The sequence below is a fragment of the Mucilaginibacter sp. GW822-FHT03E02 genome (assembly GCF_058801545.1).
The window spans coordinates 3,055,519-3,070,589 of record NZ_JBXANJ010000001.1; the positions used below are offsets into that span (position 1 = coordinate 3,055,519).

General features: G+C 43.0%; 10 protein-coding genes. All 10 read right to left on the minus strand.

Annotated elements, in window-relative coordinates; genetic code table 11:
• Positions 1-65: 65 nt before the first annotated feature.
• The gene (locus AC1RM2_RS12805; protein WP_492985466.1) at positions 66-1,697 is read right to left on the minus strand and encodes a RagB/SusD family nutrient uptake outer membrane protein; all 1,632 of its coding nucleotides are present in this window, start codon (positions 1,695-1,697) and stop codon (positions 66-68) included.
• A gap of 20 nt (positions 1,698-1,717) precedes the next feature.
• Complete coding sequence (locus tag AC1RM2_RS12810) at positions 1,718-4,951, minus strand: SusC/RagA family TonB-linked outer membrane protein (RefSeq protein WP_492985467.1); 3,234 nt, start codon at positions 4,949-4,951, stop codon at positions 1,718-1,720.
• 572 nt (positions 4,952-5,523) lie between these two features.
• Positions 5,524-6,255 carry a 6-phosphogluconolactonase gene (pgl, locus tag AC1RM2_RS12815; protein ID WP_492985468.1) on the minus strand — a complete coding sequence of 244 codons (732 nt, stop codon included), beginning with the start codon at positions 6,253-6,255 and terminating at the stop codon, positions 5,524-5,526.
• A 112-nt stretch (positions 6,256-6,367) separates the two neighbouring features.
• Complete coding sequence (gene zwf, locus AC1RM2_RS12820) at positions 6,368-7,885, minus strand: glucose-6-phosphate dehydrogenase (RefSeq protein WP_492985469.1); 1,518 nt, start codon at positions 7,883-7,885, stop codon at positions 6,368-6,370.
• Positions 7,886-7,911: 26 nt separating this feature from the next.
• On the minus strand, positions 7,912-9,336 hold the full coding sequence (gnd, locus tag AC1RM2_RS12825) for an NADP-dependent phosphogluconate dehydrogenase (RefSeq protein ID WP_492985470.1): 1,425 nt from the start codon (positions 9,334-9,336) through the stop codon (positions 7,912-7,914).
• Position 9,337: 1 nt separating this feature from the next.
• Positions 9,338-9,961 (minus strand): HAD family hydrolase, encoded by a 624-nt coding sequence (locus AC1RM2_RS12830; RefSeq protein ID WP_477362519.1) that lies wholly within the window; start codon positions 9,959-9,961, stop codon positions 9,338-9,340.
• A gap of 8 nt (positions 9,962-9,969) precedes the next feature.
• On the minus strand, positions 9,970-11,067 hold the full coding sequence (tal, locus tag AC1RM2_RS12835) for a transaldolase (RefSeq protein ID WP_477362517.1): 1,098 nt from the start codon (positions 11,065-11,067) through the stop codon (positions 9,970-9,972).
• Between the two features lie 179 nt (positions 11,068-11,246).
• Positions 11,247-11,954 (minus strand): ribose 5-phosphate isomerase A, encoded by a 708-nt coding sequence (gene rpiA / locus AC1RM2_RS12840; protein WP_492985471.1) that lies wholly within the window; start codon positions 11,952-11,954, stop codon positions 11,247-11,249.
• 171 nt (positions 11,955-12,125) lie between these two features.
• Positions 12,126-14,129: a transketolase gene (tkt, locus tag AC1RM2_RS12845; RefSeq protein ID WP_492985472.1), complete on the minus strand. Its 2,004-nt coding sequence runs from the start codon at positions 14,127-14,129 to the stop codon at positions 12,126-12,128.
• Between the two features lie 26 nt (positions 14,130-14,155).
• Positions 14,156-14,914, minus strand: coding sequence for an ROK family protein (locus tag AC1RM2_RS12850; protein ID WP_492985473.1), 759 nt, complete (start codon positions 14,912-14,914; stop codon positions 14,156-14,158).
• Positions 14,915-15,071 lie beyond the last annotated feature (157 nt).

The window sequence follows — 15,071 nt, forward strand, 5'->3', positions numbered from 1 at the left end:
AGGCCACGCATTTGTTTGCGCGGCCTTAACAGTATTAACTGATATTATATAAAGAACGATACAAATCAATTCGGGTTTTTAACCGGAGTACTTCCTGCACCGGGCGGGTTTAACACCACCTCATCGGCCGGTACATCCCAATAATCAAGGAAATTATAATTGATAGTTGCATGCGTGCTTAATACACCATTGGGCGATAGTATAACCGCATTAGTCCGGCCGCCGCCTTTTGATATATCATATATTACGCCCCATCTTCTGGCATCGTAAAATGCTGTTCCTCTAAACAATAAAGCAAGGCGTCTTTCTTTGCGCAACTCTTCTTTCGCGGCTGCCAAAGCCAACCCTGTACCTGAAACCTTTGGAAGTCCGGCTCCCTGGTAAGTTCTTACATTGTCTATACTTGCTAAACCAAGATCAATTTGCCCGGTATTGATCAGCGCTTCGGCTTTCATCAACTCATTTTCTTCATAGGTTGCACCTATATAAACCTCCTGCTTACCAGGTGTTTTATTAGCGAGTTGAATAGCGCCGTTATTCGGAACGGCATCAATTTTAGCATCATACAACTTCCATCTTGTGCTAAAGGTAAACCCGCCAACCTGGTTGTAGAATGGGGTAACCTGCAGGAAATTTTCGGCCAAACGTTTGTCGCCCGGTTTAATATCCTGTACCAATCTTTCGCTTATCGTAAAGCTGCTTGCGGTTTCGTCACCAGCGGTATTTACAGCTACTGATCCTCCGCCCGATGAAAATACATAATTATTTTCTGTTGAAAATCCTGCAAAAACATTATCGGTAGATTGGATACCGGAAGCAGTTAACGTAAGGATAGTTTGCCAATTGGCGGCTGTCATGGCAGATGTACGGGTGTTAACCAACAAGTTACGCGCCATTAGTGTATTTATGCTATGCACAAACATGGCCGGTGTAGGTACTTTGCCATTACCCACCTGGAAAAATGAAGGGATCAGCTTTCCCATTAAGGCTGTATAGGTATCTGTAGCGGTTATTCCATTCAAAATAGAAGCTGCTTGCGTCAGGTTTTTATTTGATTCGGCAATTAAAGCGGCGCTGTTAACATAAGTAGCATTTGTTGCACTTATATCATTGTTAATAAGACCTGCGTAGTAAACCGAACCCAATCTTGCATAAGCATAGCCTTTCCACCAGTAAGCCCATGCTTTGTAGGTGGCCAGCTTTGTTGCCGCATCGCCTGATAAACTTACAGTACCTGCAAGGGCCAGGACTTGATTACAGGCGTTATTTAATCCGTACATGCTCTGCCATTCATAGTAAAACATATTCTGACTTTGCTTGTCGCGGGTATTGTTGAGTCTTAAATTTGCTATCTGGGGTTGGGTGTTTACAACTTTTGTACCGTCATCAAGTATGGCATAATCGGGTACGTTAACCAGGTTCACGTTTTGGTTTGCAGCCTGTGCCGAAACATCATCGGCAAGTAATTCATGATAACCGTAGCAAAGGGAGAAAAAGCTGTCGCCCAGCCATCCGTCGCCATTTACAAAACCGTTAATGTAAATACTTCCTGCTGCAAGCGAGGTTAAGCCCGATTCTGTTTTTGCCTGCTCAAGCGTAGGCGAATTGGGGTTTTTCACGTCTAATTCCTTTTTGCAGGACGACACAGCAAAACCGACTAAGAGTACTGATGTTATAATATATTTATATTTTTTCATTTTATTTTATTTAAAGTCAATTAAAACCCAAGATTTAAACCTACCTGGTATGATTTGCTGTTAGGTGTAGAATCATGATCTACCCCCCTATCAAACGGAGAATTAGATGTACCGGAGCTTATTTCAGGATCAAACCCGGTATACTTGGTAAAGGTTAGCAGGTTGCGGCCTGTGAATGTTAAAACTGCCCTTTTGAATACTTTTTTGCTTATAAGGCGAGAGAAATCATATCCGAGGTAGATGTTTCTCAATCGTAAAAAAGAGGCACTTTCATAAAAATAATCTTTAGTGCCGTTTCTTGCACCGTTTACGCCCCCAATAATATCGGCATACGCGCTTCTGTAGTAAGCTGTGTAAGCTGCAGATGTGCCCCCTATGTTAACAGCTTTATCATAATCGCCGCTAATACCATCCCGGTATTGCCATTCCCTGGTTTGGTTATAAAGGTGGCTGCCATAAACCCAGTCAAACTGGAAACCAAATGAAAGCGATTTATAGGTAAAGTTGTTTATAAATGCTGCATTAAACTTAGGGTTAGGGTCGCCAAATGAGGAAGCCTCACTTGCAAACTGAATTCCTTTTGTAGCTATATTAACAACCCTGCCATCAACAATTGTGTATTTGCTATAATCGGCCGGAAGTATGTATGGCACGCCGGCGCTGTTTGTCTCACTCAGGCTTGTTAGTGCTTTGTTGCCAAATATCTGGCCAATTTTTTGACCCGCAGTCAAGGTCAAAAAGGTGCTGCCGGCTGCTGTGTTCAGGATGATTGGTGCACCGCTGGTGCTGGTTATCATTGTTGTAGCCTTACTAAAATTGGTTGTGAAATTCCAGTTAAAATCCCTGGTTTTCAGGATACCAATATTTAATGACGCCTGAATACCGTGAGAAGAAAGGCCTATTGCATTGGTTTTTATTTGATTACCACCAGTTGATGGAGCTGTATTGATATTGTAGATAACGTTATCTGCCTTACGGTTCCAGTAGGTACCGCTAACGTTGATTTCGCTAAACCAATTGCCCGATGCGCCTTTTATAGCTATATCGGTACCAATTTCATATTCCTTTGAAACCTCTACTTTTAAGTTCGGGTTAGCAAGTGACGTTGGCAGGTTAAATGTAAGGGCCGAGCCAAGGTTTCCGGGATTGATAGTAGGATACCGGTCAAAAGGCGTTGGCTGGGTACCGGCCTCGCCATAACCACCCCTTAACTTAAACTCGGGAATTACATTACCTAAAGCTGAGTTTTTCCAAAAATCAAACGACGACGGCCTGATATAACCGTTTGCATTTGGGAATGTAAACGGCTTTGAACCGCCGCCAAAAGCCGATGAATAATCGCTTCTGAAACCGCCGGCAACGCCGCCATAATCGCCAAAATCAATTTTTTGGTTTACATAAAAACCATAAGTAATAAAAGGCGTGGTGTAATCATAAGATACCGCTTGTGTTGCTGTTTGGTTAAAGTTATAAATAGCATATTCCGGCAACTCCAGGCCATAGGTATTGTATTGTTTATCAACGTTTTTCCTATAATCGTACCCTACCAAAGTGCTTGTTGTGATGGGTAAATTGATATGGAAGTCTTTTTCAAAGTCGGTTTTAATAATTGCCGATCCATTAAAGTTTTGGAAAGTAGTGCTGTTGGTATTTTTATCCAGTTCGCCTTTAGGGTTAGCAGCATAATTGCCATAATATGAACCAAGATCAATAGCTGTAAGCGTACCCGACTGATTTTTATAAATAGTATTTTGCTCGGTATGCTGGTAATTGATACCGTATTTGGCGTTTAATGTTATAAACTTATTGATTTTGTAGTCGGCCTGTATATTTTGCAATATATCTTCCCGGTTTGATACCCGGTTTGCCCATTGGGTATAATAATTAGGATTAGACCCGTTTACGCTCACAGTGCCCGAGTTTAACGACAACGGATAACTGCCGTCGGCATTTTTCTGATTAAAATCGTAATACGGCGATGCATTTAAAACATCAAATATCCCGCCCGCATTACCAATCCCGTAATTTGGATTGAGCGTGTTTTTTGTATAAATAAGTTGTGTTATCGACCTGATGGTAAATCCTTTGAATAATTCGGCGCCAATATTCGCGGTTAAGTTTGTTCTGTCGTTATAGCCGTTGTTCCTGATATTACTTTGCTGATGGTTATTGGATATGGTTAAGTTATAATCAGAATTGTCATTGGCACCCGAAATTGCTGCGCTATTATTAGTTGTATAGGCAGTTTTAAATAGCTGCGCCAGGTGATCATAATATTTTAAGTTGGTGCCATATTGCTGATGCGCAATATTTAACGGATTCGACATTGCAGTAGGATGGCCGTTTGACGGATCGGCACCGTACGCCCATTGGATGCCCAGGTATCTGCCATCCTGATTTCTTACTACCGGATTGCCTGATGCATCAATAAATACACCACTGGCATCAACTTTAAAGCTGCTCAGTTTTGCCTGGTGTACATCCCCTATATTCAAATAGTCACCCGCACTTACGCTTGACGAGATATCTATCCGGGCCTTGCCCAATTTACCTTTTTTGGTGAATACCTGGATAACTCCGTTTGCACCCTGCGCTCCATATATGGTTGAAGCAGCGGCACCTTGTACAATCTCAATGTGATCAACCGTAGCAGGGTCAAGCTGACTAATATCAGTTGACCGCGATTCGATACCATCCACCAAAATCATGGGCGATGTGCTACCCTGAACGGTGTTGATACCCCTTAATACGATGTTGGTTTTTGCCCCGGGGGTACCGTCAACAGATGAAATCTGGGCGCCGGCAACCTGGCCTATCAACCCCTGGTCAATAGATGCCTGCGGAGAAGAGGAAAGACTTTTGCCTGCAACGGCTTCAACCGAGATGCCTAATTTAGCCTTACTGGTAGCCACACCCGATCCTGTTACAACAACCTCGCTCAGTTGTTTAAAATCGTTAGCTAACGCTACATTAACAACCCCGGTACTGCCAATCGGCACTTCGGTTTTTGCAAACCCAATAAAGGTAAAAACCAGTGTGGTACCTGATGAAGGCACGTTGAGTGAAAATTTACCGGATCCGGATGTTTGAGTACCTATGTGTGTCCCTTTTACGGTAACACTTACACCGGGAACAGGTAAGCCATCATCTTTGCTTGTAACAGTACCCGTAATGGTTCGGTTTTGGGCGTACGCGTATTGGCAAAATAATGCCAATAGTATCCCCATTAAGTTTTTGAGAAAACTTTTTTTCATACTTAAATCAGTTAAATAGTTAATAGTTGTTAAAAAACAAGATAGCTTGTAACATTTGCATTACAAATGAGGAACTGATTTTTAGCAATGAAGTAAAATAGCGGTTAAATTAGGGACCTATATTACGTGATTTGTATTTTTTTGGCGATTTAATTTGAATAAATACAATAAACAGGCACCAACAAAGTGTAAAGTGTACACAAAAAGCATCTTTTATTAAACTTATGTTATTCAAAAGTTAATTCATTAAACAATTTTTGATAAAAATCACTTAGTGTTTCTATTTATTTTATCAATTATGGCAAATAATATAAGAAATTTTTAAATAAATTAAAAAATTATTAATTACTCTACTACTTAATGCATAATTATTAATAAAATGATATATAAAAATGAATTTTATAATTTTATTCACAAATTTTGTGCTTCATTTTATCACATTATTAATACACTAAGACCATACACCATTCCCTGGCCTAAAACATTAGTTTCGTTGCAAATATCAAAGCAAAAACAAAGGCCGGTAGATGGTTAATCTGCCGGCCTTTGTTTAATTTGATCGAATTGTTCTATTACTCCAGTTCCTGCAGGTTTGCAGCGGCGGGTTCGTCTAAAAACCACTCCGTTTCGCCAACTATCGAATCTATCAGCTGGGCAGGGTATTCTTCAATATCTTCGTCATCTTCCAATACATGGTGTACGGCAATTGCTTTGCCCTCGCCATAAACCAGGAACGCAATGTAACGCGCATCATTAATCAGCGGCGCATTCAGTGTGATACGCCAAACCTGCTGATCTTCCAGCCATACTTCTTTTACACCCGGTGTGGTATCATGCAATACAGGTGTATGCGGAAACAGCGATGCGGTATGCGAGTTATCGCCTAAGCCTAAAAGTACCAGGTCAAAACTTAATTCATCTTCATCAAAAAAGGTAGCTATCATATCCCAATACCTTGCGGCAGCATCGGCCGGTTCAAATGTGGTATCAACCGCAAATATGTTGGCCGGGCTTATCAGCAGCGGATCAAACAGTGCCGTTTTGGCCATCAGGTAGTTACTATCCTTATGGGTTTGGGGCACATTGCGCTCATCTCCAAAAAAGAAATAAACTTTTGTCCAGTCTACCTGGTCGGCATAACTGGTTGAAGCAAGCAGCTCATACAATTTTTTAGGCGAGCTGCCGCCCGAAAGGGCTACGGTAAATTTGCCCCTCGCGGTGATGGATGCATCGGCTATTTTAACAAAATAATCTGCCAGCGCCATCAACACATCATCGGCTGTATTAAAGATATTTAAATTCATAGTGCTAAGTCTTTAGTCTGAAGTCTTTAGTCTGAAGTCTAAAATCGCAAGCCGAGGTAGAAATCTACTTGGCCTATGACTTTAGACTCAGGGCTTAAGACTTCGGACTTAATTAATTTTTCTTTCCATTCACCGGTAACGTAAACCAGTTAAAGCCATCGCGTGCAATTAATGCTTCGGCGGCTTCGGGTCCCCATGAATCGGCAGAATAGTTAGGGAAATTCAGGCTCTTTTTATGTTGCCAGGTGCTTAGTATCGGCATAACAAGGGCCCATGCTTCTTCTACCTGGTCGCCACGCATAAACAGGGTTTGATCGCCCATCATGGTATCCAGTATCAGGGTTTCGTAAGCTTCAGGTGCCTGGTTGGTATAGGTGCCTTTATAATCAAACACCATGTCAACCACGTTTAATACCATATCAATTCCGGGGCGTTTGGCCTGTACCTGCAAACGAATACTCATTTCGGGCTGAATGCTGATGATGAGCCTGTTTTGCTGCCAGCTTTCGGCGGCCTCGGTTGGGAATATTAAATGCGGAACATCTTTAAATTGTATGGTAATAACCGATGATGACTGGTGCATTCTTTTACCGGTACGTAAATAGAATGGCACACCCTGCCAACGCCAGTTATCAATAAAGAATTTAATAGCTGCAAAAGTTTCGGTATTTGATTCGGGATTAACCTTTGGCTCTTCACGGTAACCGGCTACTTCTTTTCCTTTCATCCATCCGCTGCCGTACTGGCCCCTAACGGCCGAGCTGCGCACATCTTCGGGGGTAAACTTACGCATGGCCTTTAATACGTCAACCTTACGGTCGCGTACTTCATCGGCGCTAAAGCTAACCGGCGGCTCCATCGCAATATGGCAAAGCAATTGAAGCAGGTGATTTTGAATCATATCGCGCATAGCGCCAGATCCGTCGTAATAATCTCCGCGCTCTTCAACGCCCAATTGCTCGGTAACCGAGATTTGTACGTGCTCAATATAATTACGGTTCCACAGCGGCTCCATAATGGAGTTGGCAAAGCGGAAAGCCATAATATTCTGTACGGTTTCTTTACCCAGGTAGTGGTCAATACGATATATCTGGCACTCGTCAAAAATGCTTTTTAACAACGCATTCAGCTCCTTTGCTGTTTCCAGGTCATGGCCAAATGGTTTTTCGATAATGATACGTACCCGTTTTTTATCGTCGGCCAATTTGGCTTTTGATATGTTGGATGCAATGATTGGGAAAAAATTAGGCGCTACCGCAAGGTAAAACAATACGTTTGCTTTAGCCTTCCACTCGGCATTATGTTTTTCAATCCGTTTTCCAAATTCCTTGTAGGTTTCAAAGTCATTAGCATCTGATACCTGGTAGTAAATGTTTTTTACAAATTCGGCCCATTGCTTATCGTCAGTTTTACCGTTACGCGAAAACTGGTTGATATCGTTAAACAGGTTTTCCCTGAATTGCTCGTCGGTTAATTTTGTACGACCGGTACCAATAATGGAAAATTGCTTAGGCATCCATCCATCTAAAAAAAGATTATAAAGTGCCGGGGCAATTTTACGGGAATTTAAATCGCCCGTGCCGCCAAAAATGATGAATATGGTAGGGTCTGATTTTGTGCTTGCGCTCATTGTGATCAGCTTTTAATAGTTTATGTTTAGTCTTCGGCTTTGGTCCACTGTGTATGGAAGGTTCCTTCTTTGCCTATCAGCTCGTAAGTATGCGCGCCAAAATAATCGCGCTGGGCCTGTGTAAGGTTCGATGGCATCTTTTCGCTGCGGAAAGCATCAAAATAGCTTAAAGCCGATGCATATCCTGGTGCTGCAACACCTGCGGCAATAGTGCCGGCAAGAATCTTACGGATGCCTGGCAGTGTTGAAGTAACCAGTTTTTGAATATCGCTATCCAGTAACAGGTGTGGCAATTGCGCATCTTTACTGTAGGCGTTAAAAATGTCGTTTAAAAACTCCGAACGGATAATACAGCCACCTCTCCATATTTTGGCAATCTCGCCAAGGTGAAGATCGTATTTGTACTCTTCAGATGCTTTTGACAGCAGGTGCATGCCCTGCGCGTAAGTAATGATAGATGTAAAGTAAAAAGCCTGCTCCAGCGCAACCAGTAACTCATCTTTATCGCCTGCTAATTCAACTTCAGATCCGTAAAGGGTCGAGGCTTTTTCGCGCAGTTGTTTGTATTTAGATAAATCGCGCATAGATACCGAAGTATCGATGGTTGGGATGGGTGTAACCAGGTCCATAGCCACTTGTGATGTCCATTTACCGGTACCTTTGGCTTTTGCCTCATCTTTAATGTCGTCTAATAACAGATGATCGGTTCCCGGAACCTTGTAGGCAAAAATATCCTTGGTAATATCCAACAAAAACGATTGTAAACGGCCGGCATTCCATTCGGCAAATATTTTTTGGATCGAATCGTTATCCAGCTTTAAACCTTTTCTTAATATCTCATAAGTTTCGGCTATTACCTGCATAATACCGTACTCGATACCATTGTGCACCATTTTAACAAAGTGACCGGATGCACCGGGCCCAATGTAGGTTACGCAGGGTGCACCATCAACCTTAGCGGCAATGGCTTCAAATATCGGTTTCATTACTGCGTAGGCATCCTTATCGCCCCCCGGCATCATGCTTGGGCCGCGGCGGGCACCTTCTTCGCCACCAGATACACCCATACCAAAAAAGTGCAGGCCAATGGCCTCCAGCTGCTCAACACGGCGGTTGGTATCGGTAAAGTGCGAGTTACCGCCATCAATTAAAATATCGCCTTTCTCCAATAGCGGAGTAAGTTCCTCAATTACGGCGTCTACAATTTTACCGGCAGGTACCAGCATCATAATGGCACGTGGTGTGGTAAGGCTTTGAATAAATTCTTTTACATCGCCAAAGCCTTTAGCGGCCCTATCGCCGGCCTCATCATTTAATGATGATACCTTTGCGGCGTCCTTATCATGCCCGGCTACTGCAAAGCCATGATCGGCCATGTTAAGTAGTAAGCTGCGGCCCATAACGCCTAAGCCTATCATGCCAAAAGCATATTTATCTGTTGTTGCGCTCATGTTATTTGAGGTTTTCTTTTTTAAGGTCTTCTAATATTTTTTTGGTGGTCTCGAAACTGGTATGCTGAAACGAACGAATCCCCAATTTTTGGGCCGTGGTAACAAACATCATCCTGTCATCAAAGTACACACATTGCTGGGGCGATGCCTGGGCAATACCCATGGCCAGTTGCCATATGCCCGGATCGGGCTTGCGCATTTTTACCTCGCACGATGATACAAACGCATCGAATGCATCATGTAGTTTAAACTTACGCACGCGGTAATCATTTAACTCTTTACCCTCGTTATTAAGGGATATAATACGGAAACCGCAATCTTTTTTCCACTCCTTAAGCCAGGCCAGCATATCAGGCAGCTCATACGAGGTAGAATAGATAAAATCCTTAAAATCTTCCCTTACAAAATCACGCGGATGGTTAAATATTACTGTATCAAGGTACTCATCTAAGGTGATGCTGCCAATTTCATATACGTTGAAAATGAAATTGTGCAGGGCGTTTACTTCGGCATAATCAAGGTTAAACCTTTTGGCTGCTTCCTCGCGTGCCTCGTGCCCCCACCCGTTCGACAATAAAATACCTCCTACGTCGAAAAAAAGGATCTTTACGTTTGCGGTTTCCATAAAGCCGTTTAGGCTACTTTACTTTTTTGATCTTCGATAGCTTTTAACAGTTTCTCGAAAGGTTTATTGAATTTTTCGATGCCTTCATCTTCCAGTTGCTGGGTAATGGCGTCAAGATCGATACCTAAATCTTTCAATTTGGCCAATGTTGCTGTTGCTTCATCTAAACCTGCTTCAAGCGTGTTGGCAGCAATACCATGATCGCGGAAAGCTTCAACAGTTTCTAAAGGAACGGTATCAACAGTATCAGGACCAATTAAAGCCTCTACATATTTGGTATCTTTAAATGCAGGATTTTTGCTGCCTGTACTTGCCCAAAGTAAACGCTGTGGCTGTGCACCTTCGGCAGCAAGTTTTTGCCATCTTTCGGTACTAAATACCCTTTTGTAAATTTCGTATGCTTTTTTAGCCGATGCAATGGCTACTTCGCCAACTAATGCTTTTTCGCCTTTTGCTTCCAAAAGCGGATCAACAATAACATCAATACGGCTTAAAAAGAAGCTGGCAACTGATGATATGTGCGCAATTTTATGGCCTGCCGCTAAGTGCTCCTCTAAACCAGAAATATAGGCTTCAGTTACTTCTTCGTAACGTTCCAAACCAAAAAGCAGCGTAACGTTAATGTTGATACCTTTTGCAATGGATTGCTGAATAGCCGCCAAACCCGGTTTAGTACCAGGGATTTTGATCATTACGTTTTCGCGGTCAACTTTATTCCAAAGTTCTTCGGCCTGTTTGGCGGTACCTTCGGTATCTAAAGCTAAAAACGGAGAAACTTCAAGGCTAACATAACCGTCAACTTTGTTCGATTCGTCATACACGCCTTTAAACAGGGCAGTAGCTTGCTGAATATCACTTATCGCCAAACCAAAAAATATCTCTTCGTTATCTTCGGTGGTTGCCGAAAGCTCCCTGATATCATTATCATAATCAGCGCTGCCGGTTATTGCTTTTTCAAAAATAGCCGGGTTTGAGGTAACGCCTCTTACGCCATCTTCGTCAATTAATTTTTGCAGTTTTCCGGATGCGATGATTTCGCGGTCGATAAAATCAAGCCAGATACTCTGTCCGAAATCATGTATCTGTTTTACATTGTTGGTTGCCATATTGGTCGGTTTTTAATATTGTATTTTTTATTGGATTGAATTTGAACTTGCGAATGCCTATGAATTTGATAGATATTTCCTGCAAATGTATTCGTTTGATCCGTTTTGTAAAGTTCTTTGTTAATATTCTATTTATTGTAAGCTAAATATCATCATTCGGTTACACCAGCGTAACAATGTCAATTATTGGATGCTACCAAAATTTCCAGGTTGTACCCCATAAATAATCCGCTCTCGATAACGCCGGTAATTCCTTTAATATCCTTTTCCAGGCTTAGCGGCACATCATTAAAACGGCAATCCAAAACCATGTTATTGTTTTCGGAAATAATTGGGCCATCCTTGCCTTTAGCCGGCCTGATCACGATGCTGTTAGCTCCTAACTTTTGCAATTCGGCCTCTACATGTAACAGCGCCTGCGGAAATACCTCGATTGGGATAGGGAAGTTGGTACCTATCTTATCCACTATTTTGGAGTCATCCACAATGATATAGTTAACTGCACTGGATGCTATCAGCAGTTTCTCCTTAAACATTGCCCCGCCGCGGCCTTTTATCAGACTATTGTTAGGATCAACCTCATCAGCGCCATCAAACAGCCAGTCGGGTTTGTGCTCAAACAAAGTAGTAAGCGGGATACCCAGCTTGGTGCAAAACATCGAAATTTCTAACGAAGTGGGAATAGCTAAAACGTTTAGCCTTTCAGACTCAATCCTTTTAGCAATAGCCAGCAGCGCCATATAAACGGTTGAGCCAGAGCCTACGCCCAGCACATCGCCGTCCTTTACCTTGTCAGCAATTTGTTGCGCCACTTTTTGTTTGCCCGCAGCATTAATGATCTCTGATGACCACGCAAGGTTTTTAATTAAATTACTATTCCAATCCATGGATTTAGATTTGAGATATGAGATTTGAGATATGAGAGTCTCGCCTGTTGGCAAACTTCCATCCCTCAAATCACACATCTAAATTCCGTTATTTTTAAAATCAGATAAGAGATTCGCAACCTATGCACCCTGTGCAGCTAAGTCTCAAATCTCATATCTAACATCTCATATCTACAACAACGCTTTCGCGCGCGCCACTACGTTATCAACTGTAAAGCCAAAATGCTTGTACAGGTCATCGGCCGGGGCCGATTCGCCAAAAGTGGTCATGCCCAGCATATCGCCTTCGTCGGTGGTGTATTTATGCCAGCCCATTGGCGATGCCATTTCAACAGCCAAACGTTTGCGGTACGCTTTAGGGAATACCGACTCCTTGTAAGCGGCATCCTGTTTTTCAAATAACTCCCATGATGGCATACTTACCACGCGGGTTGATATACCTTCTGCTTCCAGTTTTACCTGCGCATCCATAATCAAGGCAACTTCCGATCCGGTTGCCATTAATATCAGGTCGGGATTTTTGCTGGCTTCGGATAGGATGTATGCACCTTTCTCCAGGTTTTCTGCTTTACCATATTTATCCTGGTCAAGGATAGGTAAGCCCTGGCGGGTAAATACCAATATAGTAGGGCCATCTTTTTTCTGGATGGCTACACGCCAGGCATGCGCACTTTCGTTAGCATCGGCCGGGCGGATAGTGGTTACATTGGGGATAGAACGCAGGGAAGCCAATTGCTCAACCGGCTGGTGGGTTGTACCATCCTCGCCTAAGCCTATACTATCGTGGGTGTAAACAAATATCGGGCTTATTTTCATAATGGCAGCCAAGCGGATTGGCGGGCGCATGTATTCAGAAAACATCAGGAACGTAGCGCCAAACGGCAATACACCTTTTGTTAAAGACATACCATTTAAGGCCGAACCCATGGCGTGCTCGCGGATCCCAAAGTGGAAGTTACGGCCGCTCCTGTTTTCGGATGTGAAAGAGTCGAACCCTTTCAGGTTGGTTTCTGTTGATGGGGCCAAATCTGCCGCGCCGCCAATTAAGTTAGGCAGGCTTGCCGCAATGGCGTTTAATACTTTACCAGATGCCTGGCGGGTAGCCATTTTAGGATCAGATCCTTTAAATACCGGCAGTTTATCTAACCAGCCTTCGGGCAAATCGCCTTTAAACGCGGTTTCGTATTCGGCGGCTAATTCAGGGTATTCTTTTTTATAATCGGCAAATAGCTTGTTCCATTTTTCTTCGGATGCACCGCCGCGGGCACCTTTATCATGGTAATATTTCAACACATCATCAGGTACGTTGAATGATTTATCCGGATCGAAGCCAAAAAACTCCTTAACCAATTTAATTTCATCAGCACCAAGCGGCGAACCATGTGAACCTGCAGTACCCGATTTGTTAGGGCTGCCATAAGCGATCAATGAGCGCACACGGATCAATGATGGTTTTTGCGCTTCGGCTTTGGCGTTTACTAAGGCCAGCTCTAAAGCATGGGTATCGTTAACATCAGGCAAATCCTGTACATGCCAGCCGTATGAACGGAAACGCGCGCTTACATCTTCGTTAAAAGTAATATCAGTAGCGCCTTCTATCGATATGTGGTTATCATCGTATAAATAGATAATGTTGCCCAGCTCCAGGTGACCGGCCAATGAAGCTGCTTCAGAAGTTACGCCTTCCATCATATCGCCATCGCTCACAATAGCGTAAACGTGGTAGTTAAAAAGATCGTACCCCGGTTTGTTGTAGCGTGCTGCCAGGTGTTTTTGCGCAATGGCAAAGCCAACACCATTTGCAAAACCCTGACCAAGCGGGCCGGTAGTAACATCAATACCAGGAGCCAGTCCGTACTCCGGGTGACCGGCAGTTTTGCTGTTCAGCTGGCGAAAGTTTTTGATATCGTCTAAACTTAAATCGTAACCAGTTAAGTACAAAAAGCTGTACTGCAACATACAAGCATGACCGCATGACAGTATAAACCTGTCGCGGTTTGCCCAATCCGGGTTTTTAGGGTTGTAATTCAACGCTTTTGACCATAAAACGTGGCCCATAGGCGCAAGCGCCATAGCTGTACCCGGGTGGCCCGAGTTTGCTTTTTGCACTGCATCTGCCGATAAGATCCGTACGGTATCTATTGCTAATTTTTCTATGTCGGTGGTAGTTTCCATTGTTAATTATATTGTTGGAATTGTATTTATTCTGTTGGTGTTGCTATGCCGCGTTTATTAGTTTTGCTGTCGTCGTCATTTAACCATAACCGCGCTCCGCCTTTAATGCCATCGGCATTGGTTACAATTTTCATGTTTTTATCCAGTTTAAACGTTAACTCGTCAGAGTTGCCGCCGCCTATATATAAAGTATCGTAATTGAATACGGTTTTTAAAATCTCAAAAACCTTTTGTATGCGCTTGTTCCATCTTTCTTTGCCAAATTTTTCAAGCGCTTTTTCGCCAATATATTGGTCATAAGTTTTGCCGGTTTTAACGGGCAGGTGTGCCAGTTCAAAATGGGGCAGCAGGTGGCCATCCATAAGCAAAGCGGTACCAAAACCGGTGCCCAGGGTAATAACCATTTCAAGCCCTTTGCCTTTTACTACGCCTAAACCCTGCATATCGGCGTCATTTACTACCTGTGTAGGTTTGCCTAATACATCGGTTAGTTTTTTGGCCAGGTCAAAATCGGCCCATAGCTTGGTGCTTAAGTTGGGCGCTGTTTTAACTACACCGTTTTTTACATAACCAGGAAAGCCCACCGAAATTCTATCATAACCAGGAAATTTCTTCACCAGTGTCTGGATAGCTTTAATCACATTTTCGGGACTGGCCGGCGCGGGAGTCGCTACTTTGTCGTAATCCATTTTAAGTTCGCCCTTGATATTTAAAATGGTTGCCTTAATGTGCGACCCGCCGATATCGATTGAAAGAATTTTTAACTGGGATGGAGTGTTTTTCATCGGTGTTTTTTGTTGTTAAATTATGATGAAGCTATCATTGGCAGTATAATTAATAGTACAACCATGACCCATCCATCTTTATTGTATTTACCTGTCAGGCGCCCCCCGTTACCGGGCGGGCCTGTTTAATAACTGTAGCGCGTAAATATCACATTTT

What these genes read in the sequence shown, in the direction of transcription:
- AC1RM2_RS12850 (WP_492985473.1), bottom strand. Translation starts at nt 14,914, where the DNA reads ATGAAAAACACTCCATCCCAGTTAAAAATTCTTTCAATCGATATCGGC.
- zwf (WP_492985469.1), bottom strand. Translation starts at nt 7,885, where the DNA reads ATGAGCGCAAGCACAAAATCAGACCCTACCATATTCATCATTTTTGGC.
- gnd (WP_492985470.1), bottom strand. Translation starts at nt 9,336, where the DNA reads ATGAGCGCAACAACAGATAAATATGCTTTTGGCATGATAGGCTTAGGC.
- AC1RM2_RS12830 (WP_477362519.1), bottom strand. Translation starts at nt 9,961, where the DNA reads ATGGAAACCGCAAACGTAAAGATCCTTTTTTTCGACGTAGGAGGTATT.
- tkt (WP_492985472.1), bottom strand. Translation starts at nt 14,129, where the DNA reads ATGGAAACTACCACCGACATAGAAAAATTAGCAATAGATACCGTACGG.
- AC1RM2_RS12810 (WP_492985467.1), bottom strand. Translation starts at nt 4,951, where the DNA reads ATGAAAAAAAGTTTTCTCAAAAACTTAATGGGGATACTATTGGCATTA.
- pgl (WP_492985468.1), bottom strand. Translation starts at nt 6,255, where the DNA reads ATGAATTTAAATATCTTTAATACAGCCGATGATGTGTTGATGGCGCTG.
- AC1RM2_RS12805 (WP_492985466.1), bottom strand. Translation starts at nt 1,697, where the DNA reads ATGAAAAAATATAAATATATTATAACATCAGTACTCTTAGTCGGTTTT.
- tal (WP_477362517.1), bottom strand. Translation starts at nt 11,067, where the DNA reads ATGGCAACCAACAATGTAAAACAGATACATGATTTCGGACAGAGTATC.
- rpiA (WP_492985471.1), bottom strand. Translation starts at nt 11,954, where the DNA reads ATGGATTGGAATAGTAATTTAATTAAAAACCTTGCGTGGTCATCAGAG.